Origin of the sequence: Shewanella septentrionalis (assembly GCF_025370265.1) — a bacterium.
GTDB lineage: Bacteria > Pseudomonadota > Gammaproteobacteria > Enterobacterales > Shewanellaceae > Shewanella > Shewanella hafniensis.
In genome coordinates this window covers 85,863-100,762 of record NZ_JAMTCC010000006.1, presented here as the reverse complement: position 1 = coordinate 100,762, position 14,900 = coordinate 85,863, and the positions used below count along the sequence as shown (strand labels likewise).

The window sequence follows — 14,900 nt, the reverse complement described above, 5'->3', positions numbered from 1 at the left end:
GATAGGACTATGTTGACTATTCTCAGTGGCTTAGGTATTGGCTTAGCCATGGGGTTTGTGATGCAAAGGGGGAGATTTTGTATGGCGGGCGGGATCCGCGATACCTATCTGCAACGGGACTTTACCATGGTGATCGCTATTTTGATTGCCATCAGCATCCAAAGTCTAGGGCTGTTCCTGTTTTACGAATGGGGTTGGGTTAAATTGCCAGAAGGGCATTTCCCTTGGTTGGCAACCTTAGTCGGTGGTGTATTGTTTGGTGTGGGTATGGCAGCAGCGGGAAGCTGCTCCACTGGTGCCTATTACCGCGCTGCCGAAGGGTTAGCTGCTAGTGTGATGGCCGTTCTCGGTTTTATTGCTGCCAGTAAATTAGTGCGTCTTGATGAGGTGAAAGGTCTACTTAAACCTTTTAAACAGCATCAACTCGAGGACCAAACGCTCTATCAAACTCTGGGCGTTTCCCCTTGGGTGATCGTGCTTGTCCTCGTATTACTCACATTGTGGTTGGCATTGGGTTATCTCAAACGCCGCAAACGTCCGGTTGCACTGATGGCACCCCGTAAAACGGGTTTAGCTCATTGGTTGTTTGAAGCGCGCTGGCATCCCTTTGTAAGTGCTTTGCTGATTGGTTTACTGGCGCTACTTGCATGGCCTGCAAGTCTTGAAAGTGGTCGTGTAGGCAGTGTTGGGATCAGTGGCCCGAGTGCGCAGTTATGGGATCTTGTCACCACAGGTAACACTAAGTTCTTTAGTTGGCCTGGATATTTTCTCTTGGGATTATTTGTAGGCGCTTTTATCGCTGCTCGGGGCAGTGCTGAGCAGCGCTGGCGCTACCCAGGTCATAAAGTGGTGTTATTTGGGTTTATTGGTGGCCTGTTGATGGGTGTGGGGAGCGGGCTTGCCGGAGGTTGCATGCTTGGTAATGCGCTCGTTGGCACGGCTTATTTGTCGTGGCAAGGCTGGCTATTTATCCCTGCTATTTTATTTGGCAGTTGGTGCTTTAACTATTTTGCGCTACTGAGGCCAATGCGTCTTGCGCAGATTTAACGTTTATAAAGGAGCTGTATATGGAACAGTATCTCGACACAACGGGTAAACTATGCCCTTTTCCTTTAATTGAGTTACAACGCTTAATTGCGAGTCTTGAGACTGGCGATAAAGTGGTACTGGATTACGATTGTGGCCAAGCAACTGAGAATATTCCCCGCTGGGCGGCTGAAGCCGGGCATGAGGTGACCCACTTTGCCCAGAAGGGCGATGCTGCTTGGACTATGACGATTCAAAAGGGCTAACTCGTCCTCAACTAAAAAGCGCTGCATTTGCAGCGCTTTTTGATCTTAGCCTTGGCAATCTATTGGCAGATATTCGTCGGGAATGTCGCTACTGCTGCATACCCAAGTGATATTGCTTTGCTCATCAACTTGTGGCGATAGATAGACTTCGTAGCCTTGATAATCACCGAGGGCTTCGCCTCCGACAAAGCCGACTATGCCATCTGTGTACAGATTAAATGTCGCAATCTGCTCGTCCGTCAGCTTTAGGGCATCTAATTCAGTTGGCCATGCTTGGTTGGTTTGATAATAGCCAACTAAGATGTCGGTGATCGGCGTCAGTGCTTGGTGCTGCTGATCGATACTGGCAATGGCGAGTGTTGCGTCAGGCACAGTCATAGCTGCTGGTGTCGCTTCGGTTGCGGCCGGGGCTTCATAACTCGTGGCTGCAGTCATCTTTTCTTGATATTGCTTGTACGCTGGCAACGCAACTGCGGCGGCAACACCAATAATCGCAGCAAAAATAATGAGTCCACCGCCAGCAGTGCCCATGCGTGGCATAAAGAGGCTAAATACAAATGCCCATGCACTGCGTGATGGCGGCGTGTATTCCGTTCCCTGCGCTTTGGCGTCGACTCTTGCCATACGTTTAGTCAGCCAAGGATAGCTGCCGTTAAGCTCGTGCAGTGACATCCAAAAACCACTCGATTCGCGAGCTTGGCGGATATATTGATCCACATTCATACGTTTCCATTGCTCTACGCCAGCGGCTAATACGGCGACGGCATTGGTGGCAGAACGTAAGCTGTTGCAGCAACGTAACCCGTGGAGATCGCAGGTATATTCACAGGCGCGAGAATAAGCTGCGCCCACTAACGGCAACCAAGTGGCGAAGACTAAAAAGGGCGCTTTGCCAATATGATTGCGGCGAATATGGCCTAATTCGTGGCCGATATAGAAGTTAAGTGCATCTTTATCGGACTCAAGCGCATCCACAATCGATGAAAACAACACGATATAGTTACGGCCGAGGAAGCGGGTTGCCAGCGCGTTGAGCATGCCATCGGCGGCCAACAAGTAAGCCCGTGGTGGCTCTTTCATTTCTAAACGATCGCAGCATGCTAAATATTGTTTGTGTAATTCAGGGAATTGCTCTGCATTGATTTCGACAGCCGTACCTTTTAGGTAGCTGATAAAAGCGGAGTGGCTGAAAAGATAAATAATGAAAAACATCAACACATAGAGCAGGGCCATGCCCAAAGTGCCTATGATCAATGCAGCCCAAACGATCCCAGAGATAATCGCTAACAGAGTGAACAGCGATTTTTCCTTCGAATAGACAATTTCTGTCATTTGAATCGGATTATCGTTCCCTGCAGTTGCGGTAATAACTTGTTCCATGTTGATCCTTTTCCTAGTGATGAAGTGACAAGCGGCGTGAAAATAGTCAATTTCGCTCGAAAATTCAACCACTATCACGCGTAATGCCAAAATTAACCGTTTTGTGATTCGGTTAAATCAGTATTAAGCGCAACTGACGTAGGCAGCTTGTGTCAGGATCTTGTGGCTTTTTGCCAGTTGGCAAATGCGCTGGCTGTTTTCCAAAGGCAGTTAAGGTGCCTTTATCGCTGTGCCCGCTTTAATGGCTGCTTGAGCGAGGCTGACAATTTGCTTCTCTGCGGTATTGGAAAGGCTTTCATGAACTTTGCTTAGCTCATTCATTTGTTGACCAAGCATGTCCATTGATGTGCTCAGGTTGTCGATCTCCGCCTGTATCTTAGGATCTTCTTTATCGGTCGCAACATTGAGTAAAAGTTGCTGAGTTTGGCTGTTGATCGCATCGCCTTTTTGCTGCATCTGTTCACCTATTGCCTGCATTTTTTCTCCCTGTTGTTGCATAGGCATGATGGCGGTTTTGATTTGCGCCACTATGGCGGGATCTGTGATGACATAAGGCGTTCCTGCGGTTTTCACCCACAGATAATCGGCATGATAAGGATTACCTTGGCGCTCCAGCTGTTCCCAATCGTCACTGTGGCCAGCACCGATAGTCATCTCGCCATCCTGTTTAACATAAATCCATGAAAAATCTGGCTGACTTTGGCTGAGCACTGATTGGCTGAAGACAGATATACCTTCATCGGCACTGTTGCTCGTTGCTTGGCTCTTTGTTTGAGTCGCCCAAATGGCGGTTGGGATCAGAGCGAGAATAAACAGACCGCCCATAAGTTGAGTGCGCGTATTCATAGTGTTTCCTTGTATGGCTGTGTGGATCGGCGGGTTATGCCAGAGTTGCATTAACCTGCCACAGCAGAATCTGTGCCATAAAAATTTCATATTACTTATCAATCTAATGGCTATTTAAGTGTCCGCCGATCACTGCCGAGATGGCGCTAGAGTGTCCGGCAATGTGTCCGAACAGGCTGGTGGACACGGGTTGCTAAGCCGTTGCATTTTCCTCGCCGAGTTTGATTGTTAGCACTAGAATGAAGTGCTTGTGGGGTCGAGATAATGGTGAATTTAATCACGATTTTTACACTATTTTGAATGCAATTTAAGGCATGACTCTTTGAGTCAGGCTAGGTTAAGCCGATCTAGGGTTAGCTATGGCAAGCGTTGAAGTAAACCACAGAATATAAAGGAATTGAGATGGTAAAGTTAATCAATAAGATGTTGAATAATCGACTGGGCTTCACTAGGTATTGCGCCGCCGTTGTGATGGTGAGTTCGTTAAGTACAGGCGCCATGGCGGCCGATGCGCCTTCCTTTGACTGCGCAAAAGTCAATGCGGGCAGTATCGAAGCTATGGTTTGTAAGGATGCGGGACTGAGCCAACTCGATAATCAGTTAGCTGAGGTTTACAGCCAAGCGCTTGAAAAAGCAAAAAATGAACAGCCACCGACTTTAAAAGCGATGCAGCGTGGTTGGGTGAAAGGCCGTAATGAGTGTTGGAAGAGCGAGGATAAACACGCGTGTATTGAAGCTAGCTATCAAACCCGTATTGCCGAACTGCAGGCGCAATACCGTTTAGTCGATATGACCGGCCCAGTGTTTTATGCCTGTGACGGCAATCCTGCTAATGAAGTCGTGGTGACTTATTTTAAAACCGAACCCGCGACTCTAATTGCTGAACATGGTGATAGTACTTCATTGATGTTTGTACAACCCAGCGGCAGTGGTGCTAAGTATCAAGGCCGCAATGAAAGTCTTTGGGAACATCAAGGCGAAGCGAAAGTGGTTTGGGGCTTCGAAGCGCCAGAAATGACGTGTAAACTGGTGACCAAATAGGATTGATTTAAGGTTGCCATGAAACAAGCTCTAGTGCATATCGCCTTAGTCGTAAGAGATTACGACGAGGCGATTGATTTTTATGTGAATAAATTAAAATTCGAATTAGTCGAGGACACTTATCAAGCCGAGCAAGATAAGCGCTGGGTCGTCGTTGCCCCACCGGGTTCTAAGGGCGCGTCTATTTTGTTAGCGCGGGCTTCTAAGCCAGAGCAGATCGATTTTATTGGTAATCAGGCGGGTGGGCGGGTGTTCTTATTCTTGAATACCGATGACTTTTGGCGTGATTATCGCCGTATGGTCGCCGATGGCGTGGAGTTTGTGCGCGAGCCGCAAGAACAAGACTACGGCACAGTCGCCGTGTTTAAAGATCTCTACGGCAATTTATGGGATTTACTGCAATTGAATGATGGGCATCCTATGGCGCACAGGTTAGCGTATCAGGAGTGAGGATTAGAAATTAATACCTAGTCCAAGGTTGTACTTGATATCACGAGTAGTGTGCCAAGGTGTTTGAGTTTCATTAATATCATACTTAAACGAGAGGTAAATCTCTTGTGTAAGCAGATACTTAAGCCCTATTGTTGAGTCTGAAATATAGTCAATGGTTGGCGTGTCAGGGAAAGCGATTTGGAGATCGGCATAGGTCTCCAGCACGCCATCAAACCAATACTGTTTATAGTTAATTGTGGTTGCCCAAGCATTGAGTTGATAGGTAAATATTTGACTATCTAACCAAAAGTGGTTGTAAGTGACAACAAAGTCCAGTTTATCTCGTCCTATTCCCCAAAATCGATAACCCGGTCCGAGCGCGGCGTAATAATTGCGAACGGGGAAGTCGAGTCTATCTTCTTGAAAATAATCTTCTTGACGTAATAACCAATGCTCGCTGATGAGGTAGTCAAGGCTGTAGTGAGCTTCAAGCGTATTGCGTTTAGTGGTTTTCTCTTCGGTTTCATAGCGAACCTCAGTTTTGAGGTTATGGCGCCATTGTAAGGTTTCGGCGGTAATATCGCCTTTGGCATGAAGTTTTTGGGTATTTTTAGTGTTACTGGTGACATCAATTGCGGCTTCAACACTGCCACTATAGCGCCACTCAGAGTCACTTTTTCGGTCAGAAAACACCAGATCACTAATAGGAGTTTGTCGATTATTTACCAGCACAAACCCATCGAGGTCGGAGTATTGAATGCTCACATCATGCAGGGTGCGATTAATGCTCCAATAATGATTTTGGGTGGTTTCAAAGCTTTTAATTGCACTACGTTCGATGGTTATTTTAGGGGAATAATTGGGTTTGATGATTAAGTGTTCTTCGTCAAAGTTTTTAATTTCGCCAGTGATTCTATCGCCATTTCTGAGTAACACGGTATCAGCAAGGCTTTGTCCACTTAAGCCCACCAGAAGCATGGCTATAGATAACGTAGGGTAGCGATTTGGCATTAGCGACTGGCTCAGCATAAACGGTGTCGGATATGTTGGCATTCTAGCCTATATCACAGCGAGTAAGGCAATAGTGTTAAGAGGAAGAGATGGAATTGGACATCAACGTCCAATTCCTGCTTTTACTCAAAGGATTAGCGGGAGTTAATTTCGGTGATTTTGAGGTTAATTAACTGCTTCTGCCATTGAGCTTTATCTATGCCTTCGACCCAAATCACGCTGCTTTTGCGCTGCTCGCCCTTACGCAGATAGGTTTCAGGCATGCGGAAAATGGCTTCCCATACTTCGAGTTTTTCGGTTTTGAGCAAAGTGCCATTATCGGCGAAGAAGCTGGCTTCCACTTCGACTAAGGTCACGTGCTCATTGCTGGTGCTAGCAAGGTCGAAACTGAGTCCAAGTTTATCGCCTTTCCATTGTCCGCCGGTAAAGCTGACTTTGATGCCGTCTTTACCGGTTGAGCCTAGTAGCTCAGGTTGGGCAATTGCGGTGGCAGTCAAGGTGGTGACAGGTTCAGCCACAGTTTGAGTGGCGAGTGCAACACTTGGGACGCTGGCAACATTGCTTGAGGTGCTCACTGCCGTTGCTGCTAAGACATTGGGCGCAGCTTTGGTTTCTGTGACCACATATTCCCAGGTAAAGTCGTCTTTGAGTCTGACTTGGGCGCCATTTTCTAGGGTGATTTGAGCTACGTCGGCGGCCATAACCGATGATGTTAGCAATAACAATGAGCTAAGTGCGCTAAGGCGTAATGAAGTTTGCATTAATTTTCTGGCTCCGATATCCGTCTGAGTCAATATTCTGCCCTAACATAAACAATTTGCCGCATATTAGTCACTGTCTAAGTCGTGTTTTGACGAATAAAGTGGATTTAGCTGGAAGATACTGACTCGAATACAGATTGAGTTCACTGAGTGTGGCACTATATTGATAGCGCGGTGACAGGACACAGTCAGATAGCGACATTATCAATCAATTTAGCGAGAGGAGATTAAGATGCAGATTAAACATGGAATTTATGGCGTCGTTATTGGCTTGGTATTGAGCGCAGCGGCATGGGCCGATGAAGCCCCTAAAGTCGGCTGCGCGGCGAAATTAGAGGCCATCAGTGCCGAACTTGCCCAAGCCAAAGCAGCAGGTAATCAACATAAAGTTGACGGGCTCGAAAAGGCCTATTACGAAGTTTCAACCCATTGTGACGATGACAGTTTATATGCCGAGCGCGCCGCCAAAGTTGCGGCCTTAGAAGAAAAACTGACCGAGCGTCAAAACGAGTTGGCCAAAGCCATAGAAGAAGGTCGTTCTATGGATAAAATCAACAAGAAACGCAATAAGGTCGCCGAAGTGGAATTGGAGCTTGCTAAGGCGCGAGCCGAGCTAACCCAATAAATCGCTCAAGCCCAGTCGCTAGGAGCTTAGCCCGCATAACCTATGCTCAAAACTGTGGATTCTGTGCTGGAGTTATAGCCCGCGCTCAGGATGAAATGTTCTGTAATCCGGTATCTTAGCCCTGCTTCTGCGCCCCAACGGGTGGTTTTATCTTCTTCCCATGTGGGTTTGCCATCGACAATTTTGGGTGAAATATTATTCGTGTAAGACACAGTGCTGATATAGCCGCTGCCGCCCGCATAAAAGCTTAAGTCAGCAGTGAGGCTGTAGCTTAACCCTAAGCGAAAGAGGCTTTCTTGGCGATATGACAGCGCGGGTTCTGGCACTATTACATCGGTTTCTCGGCTGCGGGCATAGCCTAGGTAATAGCCCCATTGCTGGTAATTATTATCGAAATGATAGGGTGCTAATGTAATACCGTAGAGATTGTCTGCGGCGGGAACATAATCCAGCATGAGGGCGATATAAGAAGGATTGGCGGTTTTCTCTGATTTCTCTGATTTATCTGAGATTACCAATGGCTTCGAATTGCTATATTCTGCAGCTTGAAGTGGTTGGCTTAGGCTCAATAGTCCAAAGCTAAGACAGGCTAGCGTAGATGAATAACGACTCATGGGATGATTTCCTTGGGAACAGGTTGAAGATTGTTCATTTTCCTTTGTGCTCGGTCAATTCAAAATGCTAAAATCTCTTTTAAAATAAGTGTTTGTAAATTTATTGTGTTTGGATATCAGTATTTTCTAGGGTGACATTAACCGAGGTCAACTCGGCGGTTACCTTTGTATGGGTTTGTTGCGCTAGCGCCTACGTTGGAGTGGAATTGTGGATCAGGAAATAAGGCTCGAAATTTCGGCATGGCTAGCGGGCTTTGGGATTGATAGCCAACCCTCGGACGGCATATCAACCAGCATCATGATCATTGCCTGCTTACTGCTCGCGGGCATTGCTTATTTCATTGTTCGACGTGTAGTCATACGTGCGGTCAACATGGTGATCCTCCGCTCCAAAGTCACTTGGGACGATGTGTTCATGCGTTACAAGGTGCTCGAAAAGCTGGCCATGCTAGTGCCTGCAATCGTGCTCAATCTATTAGTGCCCATCGCCTTAACCGAACATCAAATCTTAAGTAATTTAGTCGATCGGCTGCTGAGTATTTGGCTGGTGGTGCTGATGATCCGCGCTATTTATGCGGGTTTAGATGCGGTCGATGAAATTTCAGATGTGAATCTGGTGAGTCGGCGTTTACCCGTTAAAAGCTTTGTGCAGTTAACTAAGCTGTTTTTATTCTTTGTCGGTATTATCGTATCTATCTCCATCTTGGCCGATCAGTCGCCTGTGTACTTCCTCAGCGGCTTAGGTGTGGCGACGGGTTTTGTGATGTTAGTGTTCCGCGACACTATCTTAGGTTTCGTGGCGGGCATTCAGTTAGCGGCTAACCGTATGGTGAGCAAGGGCGACTGGATCCAGATGGACAAATACGGCGCCGACGGTGCGGTAGAAGAAGTCTCGCTGACCACGGTCAAAGTGCGCAACTGGGACAAAACCATCACTATGATCCCAGCCTATGCCTTAGTGTCGGATGCGTTTCGCAACTGGCGGGGTATGTCTGAGTCGGGTGGTCGTAGGATCAAACGCGCCATCAATATCGATATCAACAGCATTAAGTTTTTGAGCGAGGAAGAGCGCGAGCGTCTGAGTAAGATCAATTGCTTAAAAGAATATTTCCCCGCGAAGATCAACGAAATCCGTGAGTCGAATGCCAGAGTGTCTGACCTCGACATGAAAGTAAACGGTCGCCATTTGACTAACGTCGGCACCTTCCGCGCTTACCTGCAGGAATACCTACAGCGTCACGATAAAATCCATAAGGAAATGACCTTAATGGTGCGCCAATTAGCGCCGACCACTGAGGGATTGCCGATCGAGGTTTATATCTTCACCAACGACACCCGCTGGGCATTTTATGAAGCAATACAAGCGGATATCTTCGACCATATTTTTGCGATATTGCCTGAGTTTGGTCTGCAGGCTTTCCAAGCGCCAACGGGTAACGATATTCGCAGCTTAAAATCGGTGAAGGTCGAGGGTTAGTCTCGACTGATCAGAATCGCGGCTAAGGTAAGAAATACACCGCCGCTGGTTCTGTCAAACCAATGCAGCTTGTTGCTCGCCTTTAGGCTGGGCGCAAGCACATTGGCCATGCTGGCGTAAATCATCACAAAGCTAAAATCCACTATTGCCCAAGTGGCTGCCAGTATCATAAGTTGCGGTAATTGCGGCGCGGCAAGATTGATAAATTGCGGAAACAGCGCGGCAAAAAACAGTAAATCCTTGGGATTACTGATCCCCACTAGAAACGCCTGCTGATAAAGTTGCCTTGGTGTGCCTTTTCCTTTTGATTGGCTGATCTCAAGGGGCTGATCTTGGTTCTTGGTCAACAACAGCTTGATGCCTAAAAACACTAAATAGGCTGCACCACACCATTTTAGCAAGGTAAAACCGTATTCTGAGGTGCTGATAATGGCGCCTAATCCCGCCGCTGACGCCATCATCAAGACTAAAGCGGCACTCACACTGCCAAGGCCTGTGGCTATGCTGCGCATCTTGCCGAAATGGATCCCGTGGGACATAGACAACATAGCGATGGGGCCGGGTGAGATCCCAATCAATACAATGGCCAAGAGATAGAGTAACCAAGTTTCGGGTTGCATGTGTGACGCTCTAAATGGGGAAAATATTAATGTTTCGCACTCGCCACAAAATCAGGGATCACCTTAGGATGGCGACCTTTAATGGTGCGATAGAAGCTTAAAATCTCGTGCATGTCGGTCGCGATATCACCACTAGGCTGTAATGGCGTACGGATAACGACAGTGCGGCGGCTAAAGTCTAAGCCAACGGGAGTGATAGGTACGTGAGCCTTGCAGGCAATATGGTAGAAGCCGCACTTCCAGCGGGTCACTGGACTACGGGTGCCTTCGGGCGCCAACGCTAGCTTATAATCGGTTTTCGACTCAAACAGCTGTACGGCAGCATCGACTAAGTTATTGTTTTTGCGTCTATCCACTGGGCTGCCGCCAATGGCGCGGAAGAACCAGCCCCAAGGCGGGATAAAGAGTTGGTGTTTACCGAGAAAGTGAATTCGAGTGCCCAGAGCACCACGGGCTAAGATGCCCACGATGAAGTCCCAGTTACTGGTATGCGGCGCGACTATGATGATGTATTTAGCGCTGTCGGGCAGTTGGCCTTCTATCTGCCAGCCTGAAAGCTTAAGTAGCCAACGGCAAAGTGGTGTAAACATAGTTCGGTGCCCAGAGTCGAAAAATTAATAATATCATCAGCTTTTTTAGATTTTAAATTGGCTTAAGCAAGATAGTCTGTGCTGAATTCGCTATAGTACAGTTTAACCTGATTGTGGGGGAACAATACTATGTTGAAAAATGGACTATTAAACAAGGTTAGCTGGCAGCGTGTTTTTGCGGCACTTTTACTCTTAGTGACTTGCCATGTGAGTGCGGTGCCGACGGATGAAATTACGCAGATGCTTAAAGGCCAAGAAGACGCCTGGAATCGCGGCGATCTCGATGCTTATATGCAAGGCTACTGGAAGAGCGAGCAATTGCGCTTTGTCTCTAACGGTAAGTTCCGTTTCGGTTGGGAGGATACACTTGCCGCCTATAAGAAAAATTATCCCAATAAAGAAGCGCTTGGTGAGCTGAAGTTCACGATCAAAGAAATCAAAATGCTCAGTAATTACGCTGCTATGGTCGTTGGGCGCTGGGATTTGCGCCGGATAAAAGATGCTCCAACGGGCGTGTTTACCCTGTTGATTGAGAAAATTGACGATCGCTGGGTGATTACTATGGATCACAGTTCGGACTAAGCCACTGCTTTAATTGAACAACAGCGCTGACTAAAGTGCGCCGTTTCAATACAAGACTGCACAGTTGCTCAGTTTAGATTTGCGTTAATAAACAGTCTGGCTTAGCGGGTGGCTCGGCGGGCAGGGTTAAATGGAAATCCTGCTGTCCGAGCTGTCTACCTTTGCCGTCGTATCTCACTTCGGTGAAATGCATGCCGCCCTCAGCATCTTCAAGCAGAATGCTGGTGGAGCGCGTGCCATAGTCGGGGTGACGAATATAAATCGCGGCTAAGCGCCGTTCCCACTCGATCCCCACTCCCGTGTTAGGTAATTCATTATCTTGTGGTTGGGAGTCGTCTTTCATCAGCTGTAACAGCGCTTGCACTTCTAGGTTGTCGGACTGATTGATCACGGCTTCTAGCGCTTGCTGTCCCTTCGCCATTTTCGGCCAAATATCATCGAGCGCCCCATTGCTAATGGCATGAAACCCATCGGCGAGTTTGACTGTGTCTTTATTGATACTGTTAAAACAATATAAGTCAGTACCTTGGCCGAAGATGAGATTGAATGGCTGATAATTGTCACTGTGCTCAATGAGCCAATTCGGGCACACGAGCGACCCAGAGTTGAGCGTCATAGTGATGAGTTCGCCACGGCTACGCATGGCTTCTGGTTTTTTTTGCGGTACGCGCAGATTTGTCACAGCGGCGACTTGTCCCTGTTTATTCACCCCAAACCAAGTGCCGCCCGCCTGCAGATCTTTACCTGCGAGTATGTTTTCTTCCGGTGGCCAAAAATGCGCTGGCGCGGTCGGTCTATGGTGAAACTCGTCACGGTTGGCACAGATGATTAAGGGATACTTAGGATGGGCATTAATGGCGACAAAGAGTATGCACATAGCAGGCTAAATTAATCCAAAGGTAGATTAACTTAGCCTGTCTGCTCATAAATGAACAGTGTTAGTGGTGCGAGTGCTTATTTGCTTTTGCTTTATCGTGTGTATGTTCATCGGAATGATCATGGGCACTAGGCGTTTCAGCAGTGCTCTGCACAGATGTGTGCGAAGCGCTAGGTTCATGGCTATGTGCATGCGCGTGGGAATGGCCATGCGCATGAGCTGCTGGTTTGCTCAGCATTAAGCGGCGTAGAAATTTACGTGGGCCTAAGCGCAGTAAGCTGGCGGCAAATAATCCCGACAGGATCAGTAGCGCGACTAAGTTCACCACTTCCGGCAAAGTGAACAGGGAGAACCACAGTGGCAAACGGAGTGCTGCGACTAAACTCAACGCAATAATACTCAGTAATATTGCCCTTTGCGGCCATGTCATTAACTTAAGCTGCGCTATGTTAAGCACAGGTGCGGCAATCAGCGGCATCATAATCGCGATAGGGCTCCAGCCACTATAGGCCAGTGCAAGAGCCAGTACCGCTGCGCCTAAGTTGCAGAAACGCATAGGTAAGAATACGAGTAACAGCACTATAACCTGCAGCAGCGGATTGCTTAATGGCACTGAAGGATGGCCGATTAAATTCACTAGTACTAGGCTGAGTAAAATCCACGGTGCGCTGCGATCGACTAAATGTGCAAAGCCGAAACGTAGGGAATTACTGGGTAATTTGGTATGTGGATCGGTAATAGTGACGTTAGCGTGGCTTAAATAAGCGCTAAGAATAAAGACCACAAGTAACTGGAATAACGCTAGCCAAGGACCGAGTAACAGGACGGTGATGACGAGAGCTTCGGGCCCCGCTAAGCGTTGGAACCAGCGACGGGCTAAGCTGCTATCCTGCGGTGTCAGACCTAATTTAAAGCGCAGCGCCGCCGCACCATAGCTCAGCAGTAATATGGGCGCGAGTGTCAGTAGCCAAGTCATTAATTGTTCTGTGCTGTGATCATGGTGGGCATGTTCGTGGCCGCCAGAATCCATCAAGAGCAGCATCACGAGCAAGCCTATGCCGAGCAAACTGCCGATACCCGCTTGGTACTCGTATTTGCCTTGCTTGTCGGTATCGTGCTGACCGTGGGGTTGATGTAGCACCACATGCAAAATCGAACCGGTAACAAAGGCTTGTAAATAAACGGTATTTTCTAAACTGAGCTGAGTGATTAATTGCTCGCCTGCAAAGTAACCAACACCCGTAAGTAGCATCATAGCGACCAGCACTAAGCTAGCCCAGCGGGTGCCGACTTGAGGTTTGAGTAACCACCAAATGGCGAGGCCGACGGGGAGGCGATGCATAATGACCCCGAGGGCAAGTAAGATCGAACTGCCGTCTTGCTGCGCCAATACCATAGCGCCACCGTCGGTGATGGTGTGCAGTAGCAAGCCGCCAATCCCTAGGGACAAGGTGAGATTATGGGTGATTTCTGAATAACGGTGGAAAAGGCGTTCGCTGGCGGTCGGTCCCCAGATACCTAGGAATACAAAGACTACGGCTAACAAACCGCCATGCTGCAGTAGCTCTGGCAAGATGTGGATCAGCACTAATCCGCCTAATGAGACGAATATAAAGCCATCGAGCCCCTTCTGTAATCCGCTGCCCGATGAAAAGTAGCGATAAAACAGTGGCCCAATTAAGAGTGCGATACAGCTAGCAAGAAGATAGAGCATGGATTCCACGGAAAATTTGCTGAAAAAACGCCATAGTATACCAGCTGTAAGGCAAAGTGAGCAGTGACTTGCTGGCAATTTACCAAACTGACATTTTGCGCTGGGGTTTTCTGGGGCGAATTTTATTCACTTTGACCATTTTGCGGAGAAATTTTCAGATCTAAGCCGAGAAAAGGTTATACAATATGGGCTTATGTTGGCTTGGGTGTTGATACGTTAAATGGATATATTTTCTGCTGCGGTAATGTTGTTTTTGATCATGGACCCCCTGGGGAATTTGCCGATTTTCGCGTCGATTCTACGGCATATCGATCCCAAGAAACGTCGTAAGGTATTGATCCGCGAGTTACTCTTCGCCTTAGTGATCATGCTGTCTTTCCTTTATGCGGGTGAGGCCATCTTAAGTTTCTTAAATCTTCGCTCTGAATCTGTGAGTATCGCGGGCGGGATTATTCTGTTTCTTATCGCGATTAAAATGATTTTCCCTCAACCCGGCGGTGTCGTTGGATTAGCCGCGGGAGAAGAGCCATTTATCGTGCCTATGGCCATTCCCTTGATGGCAGGTCCATCGATTCTTGCCGCTTTGATTCTACTGGCGCATACCGATAGCTCACGCATGGGCGATTGGACCATAGCATTAGTGTCTGCTTGGGGGGCAAGCGCAGTGATCTTAATGTTTTATAAACTCTTCACCCGTGTGTTGGGTGAAAAAGGCCTCACTGCGGTTGAGCGTTTGATGGGCATGGTATTGGTCATGATCTCAGTACAAATGTTCCTCGACGGTATTTCAAATTATCTAAAAACCGCCGGCTAAACTTATTTCGCTCGCTTAAAACGAAACCGCATTAACGCTGTTAATGCGGTTTTTTTATGGCTGGGATTTGGCTGGAATGCACTCAGCATAGAGGTTTGCTGAATAAACGCTGACAAAAGTGTAAATCGTGCCAGCGAAGTAATGTATCAAGTTGTTACTTCAGCGCAGTGCTGATAATGTCAAAAACTCTGTCTCTCTATCTTGAGATAGATAAACCTTGAGTT

The 14,900-nt window shown here is 47.6% G+C and carries 17 protein-coding genes; 8 read left to right on the top strand and 9 right to left on the bottom strand.

Annotated features, from left to right (window positions below):
• The first annotated feature begins 9 nt into the window (after positions 1-9).
• Together NE536_RS05005 and NE536_RS05000 are read left to right on the top strand one after the other, a co-directional pair.
• Positions 10-1,047, top strand: a complete 1,038-nt coding sequence (locus tag NE536_RS05005) for a YeeE/YedE family protein (protein ID WP_107946197.1) — start codon at positions 10-12, stop codon at positions 1,045-1,047.
• 20 nt (positions 1,048-1,067) lie between these two features.
• Complete coding sequence (locus NE536_RS05000; RefSeq protein WP_107946198.1) at positions 1,068-1,292, top strand: sulfurtransferase TusA family protein; 225 nt, start codon at positions 1,068-1,070, stop codon at positions 1,290-1,292.
• A gap of 45 nt (positions 1,293-1,337) precedes the next feature.
• Here the strand turns inward: NE536_RS05000 and NE536_RS04995 are convergent, their stop codons facing one another.
• On the bottom strand, positions 1,338-2,672 hold the full coding sequence (locus NE536_RS04995) for a M48 family metallopeptidase (RefSeq protein WP_261271982.1): 1,335 nt from the start codon (positions 2,670-2,672) through the stop codon (positions 1,338-1,340).
• A gap of 210 nt (positions 2,673-2,882) precedes the next feature.
• The gene (locus NE536_RS04990) at positions 2,883-3,518 is read right to left on the bottom strand and encodes a hypothetical protein (RefSeq protein ID WP_259483956.1); all 636 of its coding nucleotides are present in this window, start codon (positions 3,516-3,518) and stop codon (positions 2,883-2,885) included.
• A 402-nt stretch (positions 3,519-3,920) separates the two neighbouring features.
• Between NE536_RS04990 and NE536_RS04985 the strand changes: the two genes are divergently transcribed.
• Both NE536_RS04985 and NE536_RS04980 read left to right on the top strand, forming a co-directional pair.
• A complete protein-coding gene (locus NE536_RS04985; protein WP_261271981.1) occupies positions 3,921-4,559 on the top strand; it encodes an MliC family protein in 639 nt (212 codons plus the stop codon).
• 18 nt (positions 4,560-4,577) lie between these two features.
• A complete protein-coding gene (locus NE536_RS04980; protein WP_261271980.1) occupies positions 4,578-5,009 on the top strand; it encodes a VOC family protein in 432 nt (143 codons plus the stop codon).
• Between the two features lie 3 nt (positions 5,010-5,012).
• On the opposite strand, the gene NE536_RS04975 is transcribed toward NE536_RS04980, so the two are convergent.
• Positions 5,013-6,044, bottom strand: coding sequence for a DUF481 domain-containing protein (locus tag NE536_RS04975; RefSeq protein WP_261271979.1), 1,032 nt, complete (start codon positions 6,042-6,044; stop codon positions 5,013-5,015).
• Between the two features lie 92 nt (positions 6,045-6,136).
• Positions 6,137-6,763 carry a DUF3157 family protein gene (locus NE536_RS04970; RefSeq protein ID WP_261271978.1) on the bottom strand — a complete coding sequence of 209 codons (627 nt, stop codon included), beginning with the start codon at positions 6,761-6,763 and terminating at the stop codon, positions 6,137-6,139.
• Between the two features lie 232 nt (positions 6,764-6,995).
• Between NE536_RS04970 and NE536_RS04965 the strand changes: the two genes are divergently transcribed.
• Entirely contained in the window at positions 6,996-7,388 is a 393-nt protein-coding gene (locus NE536_RS04965; RefSeq protein ID WP_261271977.1) for a DUF1090 domain-containing protein, read from the top strand.
• A gap of 26 nt (positions 7,389-7,414) precedes the next feature.
• Here NE536_RS04965 and NE536_RS04960 read toward each other — a convergent pair whose 3' ends face one another.
• Complete coding sequence (locus tag NE536_RS04960) at positions 7,415-8,002, bottom strand: outer membrane protein (protein ID WP_261271976.1); 588 nt, start codon at positions 8,000-8,002, stop codon at positions 7,415-7,417.
• Between the two features lie 208 nt (positions 8,003-8,210).
• Between NE536_RS04960 and NE536_RS04955 the strand changes: the two genes are divergently transcribed.
• Entirely contained in the window at positions 8,211-9,479 is a 1,269-nt protein-coding gene (locus tag NE536_RS04955; RefSeq protein WP_259582578.1) for a mechanosensitive ion channel family protein, read from the top strand.
• Here the strand turns inward: NE536_RS04955 and NE536_RS04950 are convergent.
• Both NE536_RS04950 and NE536_RS04945 read right to left on the bottom strand, forming a co-directional pair.
• Positions 9,476-10,099, bottom strand: a complete 624-nt coding sequence (locus NE536_RS04950; RefSeq protein ID WP_261271975.1) for a LysE family translocator — start codon at positions 10,097-10,099, stop codon at positions 9,476-9,478. The genes NE536_RS04955 and NE536_RS04950 overlap by 4 nt on opposite strands.
• A gap of 26 nt (positions 10,100-10,125) precedes the next feature.
• A complete protein-coding gene (locus NE536_RS04945) occupies positions 10,126-10,689 on the bottom strand; it encodes a lysophospholipid acyltransferase family protein (RefSeq protein ID WP_261271974.1) in 564 nt (187 codons plus the stop codon).
• Positions 10,690-10,818: 129 nt separating this feature from the next.
• Between NE536_RS04945 and NE536_RS04940 the strand changes: the two genes are divergently transcribed.
• Positions 10,819-11,271 carry a YybH family protein gene (locus tag NE536_RS04940; RefSeq protein WP_006083706.1) on the top strand — a complete coding sequence of 151 codons (453 nt, stop codon included), beginning with the start codon at positions 10,819-10,821 and terminating at the stop codon, positions 11,269-11,271.
• Positions 11,272-11,344: 73 nt separating this feature from the next.
• Here the strand turns inward: NE536_RS04940 and NE536_RS04935 are convergent, their stop codons facing one another.
• Positions 11,345-12,148 (bottom strand): NRDE family protein, encoded by an 804-nt coding sequence (locus NE536_RS04935; RefSeq protein WP_012196507.1) that lies wholly within the window; start codon positions 12,146-12,148, stop codon positions 11,345-11,347.
• A 61-nt stretch (positions 12,149-12,209) separates the two neighbouring features.
• Positions 12,210-13,862: a ZIP family metal transporter gene (locus NE536_RS04930; RefSeq protein WP_063881937.1), complete on the bottom strand. Its 1,653-nt coding sequence runs from the start codon at positions 13,860-13,862 to the stop codon at positions 12,210-12,212.
• Between the two features lie 220 nt (positions 13,863-14,082).
• Here NE536_RS04930 and NE536_RS04925 point away from each other — a divergent pair, with 220 nt between their 5' ends.
• Positions 14,083-14,676, top strand: coding sequence for a YhgN family NAAT transporter (locus NE536_RS04925; protein WP_011848195.1), 594 nt, complete (start codon positions 14,083-14,085; stop codon positions 14,674-14,676).
• Positions 14,677-14,900: the final 224 nt, after the last annotated feature.

What these genes read in the sequence shown, in the direction of transcription:
- NE536_RS05005 (WP_107946197.1), top strand. Translation starts at nt 10, where the DNA reads ATGTTGACTATTCTCAGTGGCTTAGGTATTGGCTTAGCCATGGGGTTT.
- NE536_RS05000 (WP_107946198.1), top strand. Translation starts at nt 1,068, where the DNA reads ATGGAACAGTATCTCGACACAACGGGTAAACTATGCCCTTTTCCTTTA.
- NE536_RS04995 (WP_261271982.1), bottom strand. Translation starts at nt 2,672, where the DNA reads ATGGAACAAGTTATTACCGCAACTGCAGGGAACGATAATCCGATTCAA.
- NE536_RS04990 (WP_259483956.1), bottom strand. Translation starts at nt 3,518, where the DNA reads ATGAATACGCGCACTCAACTTATGGGCGGTCTGTTTATTCTCGCTCTG.
- NE536_RS04985 (WP_261271981.1), top strand. Translation starts at nt 3,921, where the DNA reads ATGGTAAAGTTAATCAATAAGATGTTGAATAATCGACTGGGCTTCACT.
- NE536_RS04980 (WP_261271980.1), top strand. Translation starts at nt 4,578, where the DNA reads ATGAAACAAGCTCTAGTGCATATCGCCTTAGTCGTAAGAGATTACGAC.
- NE536_RS04975 (WP_261271979.1), bottom strand. Translation starts at nt 6,044, where the DNA reads ATGCCAACATATCCGACACCGTTTATGCTGAGCCAGTCGCTAATGCCA.
- NE536_RS04970 (WP_261271978.1), bottom strand. Translation starts at nt 6,763, where the DNA reads ATGCAAACTTCATTACGCCTTAGCGCACTTAGCTCATTGTTATTGCTA.
- NE536_RS04965 (WP_261271977.1), top strand. Translation starts at nt 6,996, where the DNA reads ATGCAGATTAAACATGGAATTTATGGCGTCGTTATTGGCTTGGTATTG.
- NE536_RS04960 (WP_261271976.1), bottom strand. Translation starts at nt 8,002, where the DNA reads ATGAGTCGTTATTCATCTACGCTAGCCTGTCTTAGCTTTGGACTATTG.
- NE536_RS04950 (WP_261271975.1), bottom strand. Translation starts at nt 10,099, where the DNA reads ATGCAACCCGAAACTTGGTTACTCTATCTCTTGGCCATTGTATTGATT.
- NE536_RS04945 (WP_261271974.1), bottom strand. Translation starts at nt 10,689, where the DNA reads ATGTTTACACCACTTTGCCGTTGGCTACTTAAGCTTTCAGGCTGGCAG.
- NE536_RS04940 (WP_006083706.1), top strand. Translation starts at nt 10,819, where the DNA reads ATGTTGAAAAATGGACTATTAAACAAGGTTAGCTGGCAGCGTGTTTTT.
- NE536_RS04935 (WP_012196507.1), bottom strand. Translation starts at nt 12,148, where the DNA reads ATGTGCATACTCTTTGTCGCCATTAATGCCCATCCTAAGTATCCCTTA.
- NE536_RS04930 (WP_063881937.1), bottom strand. Translation starts at nt 13,862, where the DNA reads ATGCTCTATCTTCTTGCTAGCTGTATCGCACTCTTAATTGGGCCACTG.
- NE536_RS04925 (WP_011848195.1), top strand. Translation starts at nt 14,083, where the DNA reads ATGGATATATTTTCTGCTGCGGTAATGTTGTTTTTGATCATGGACCCC.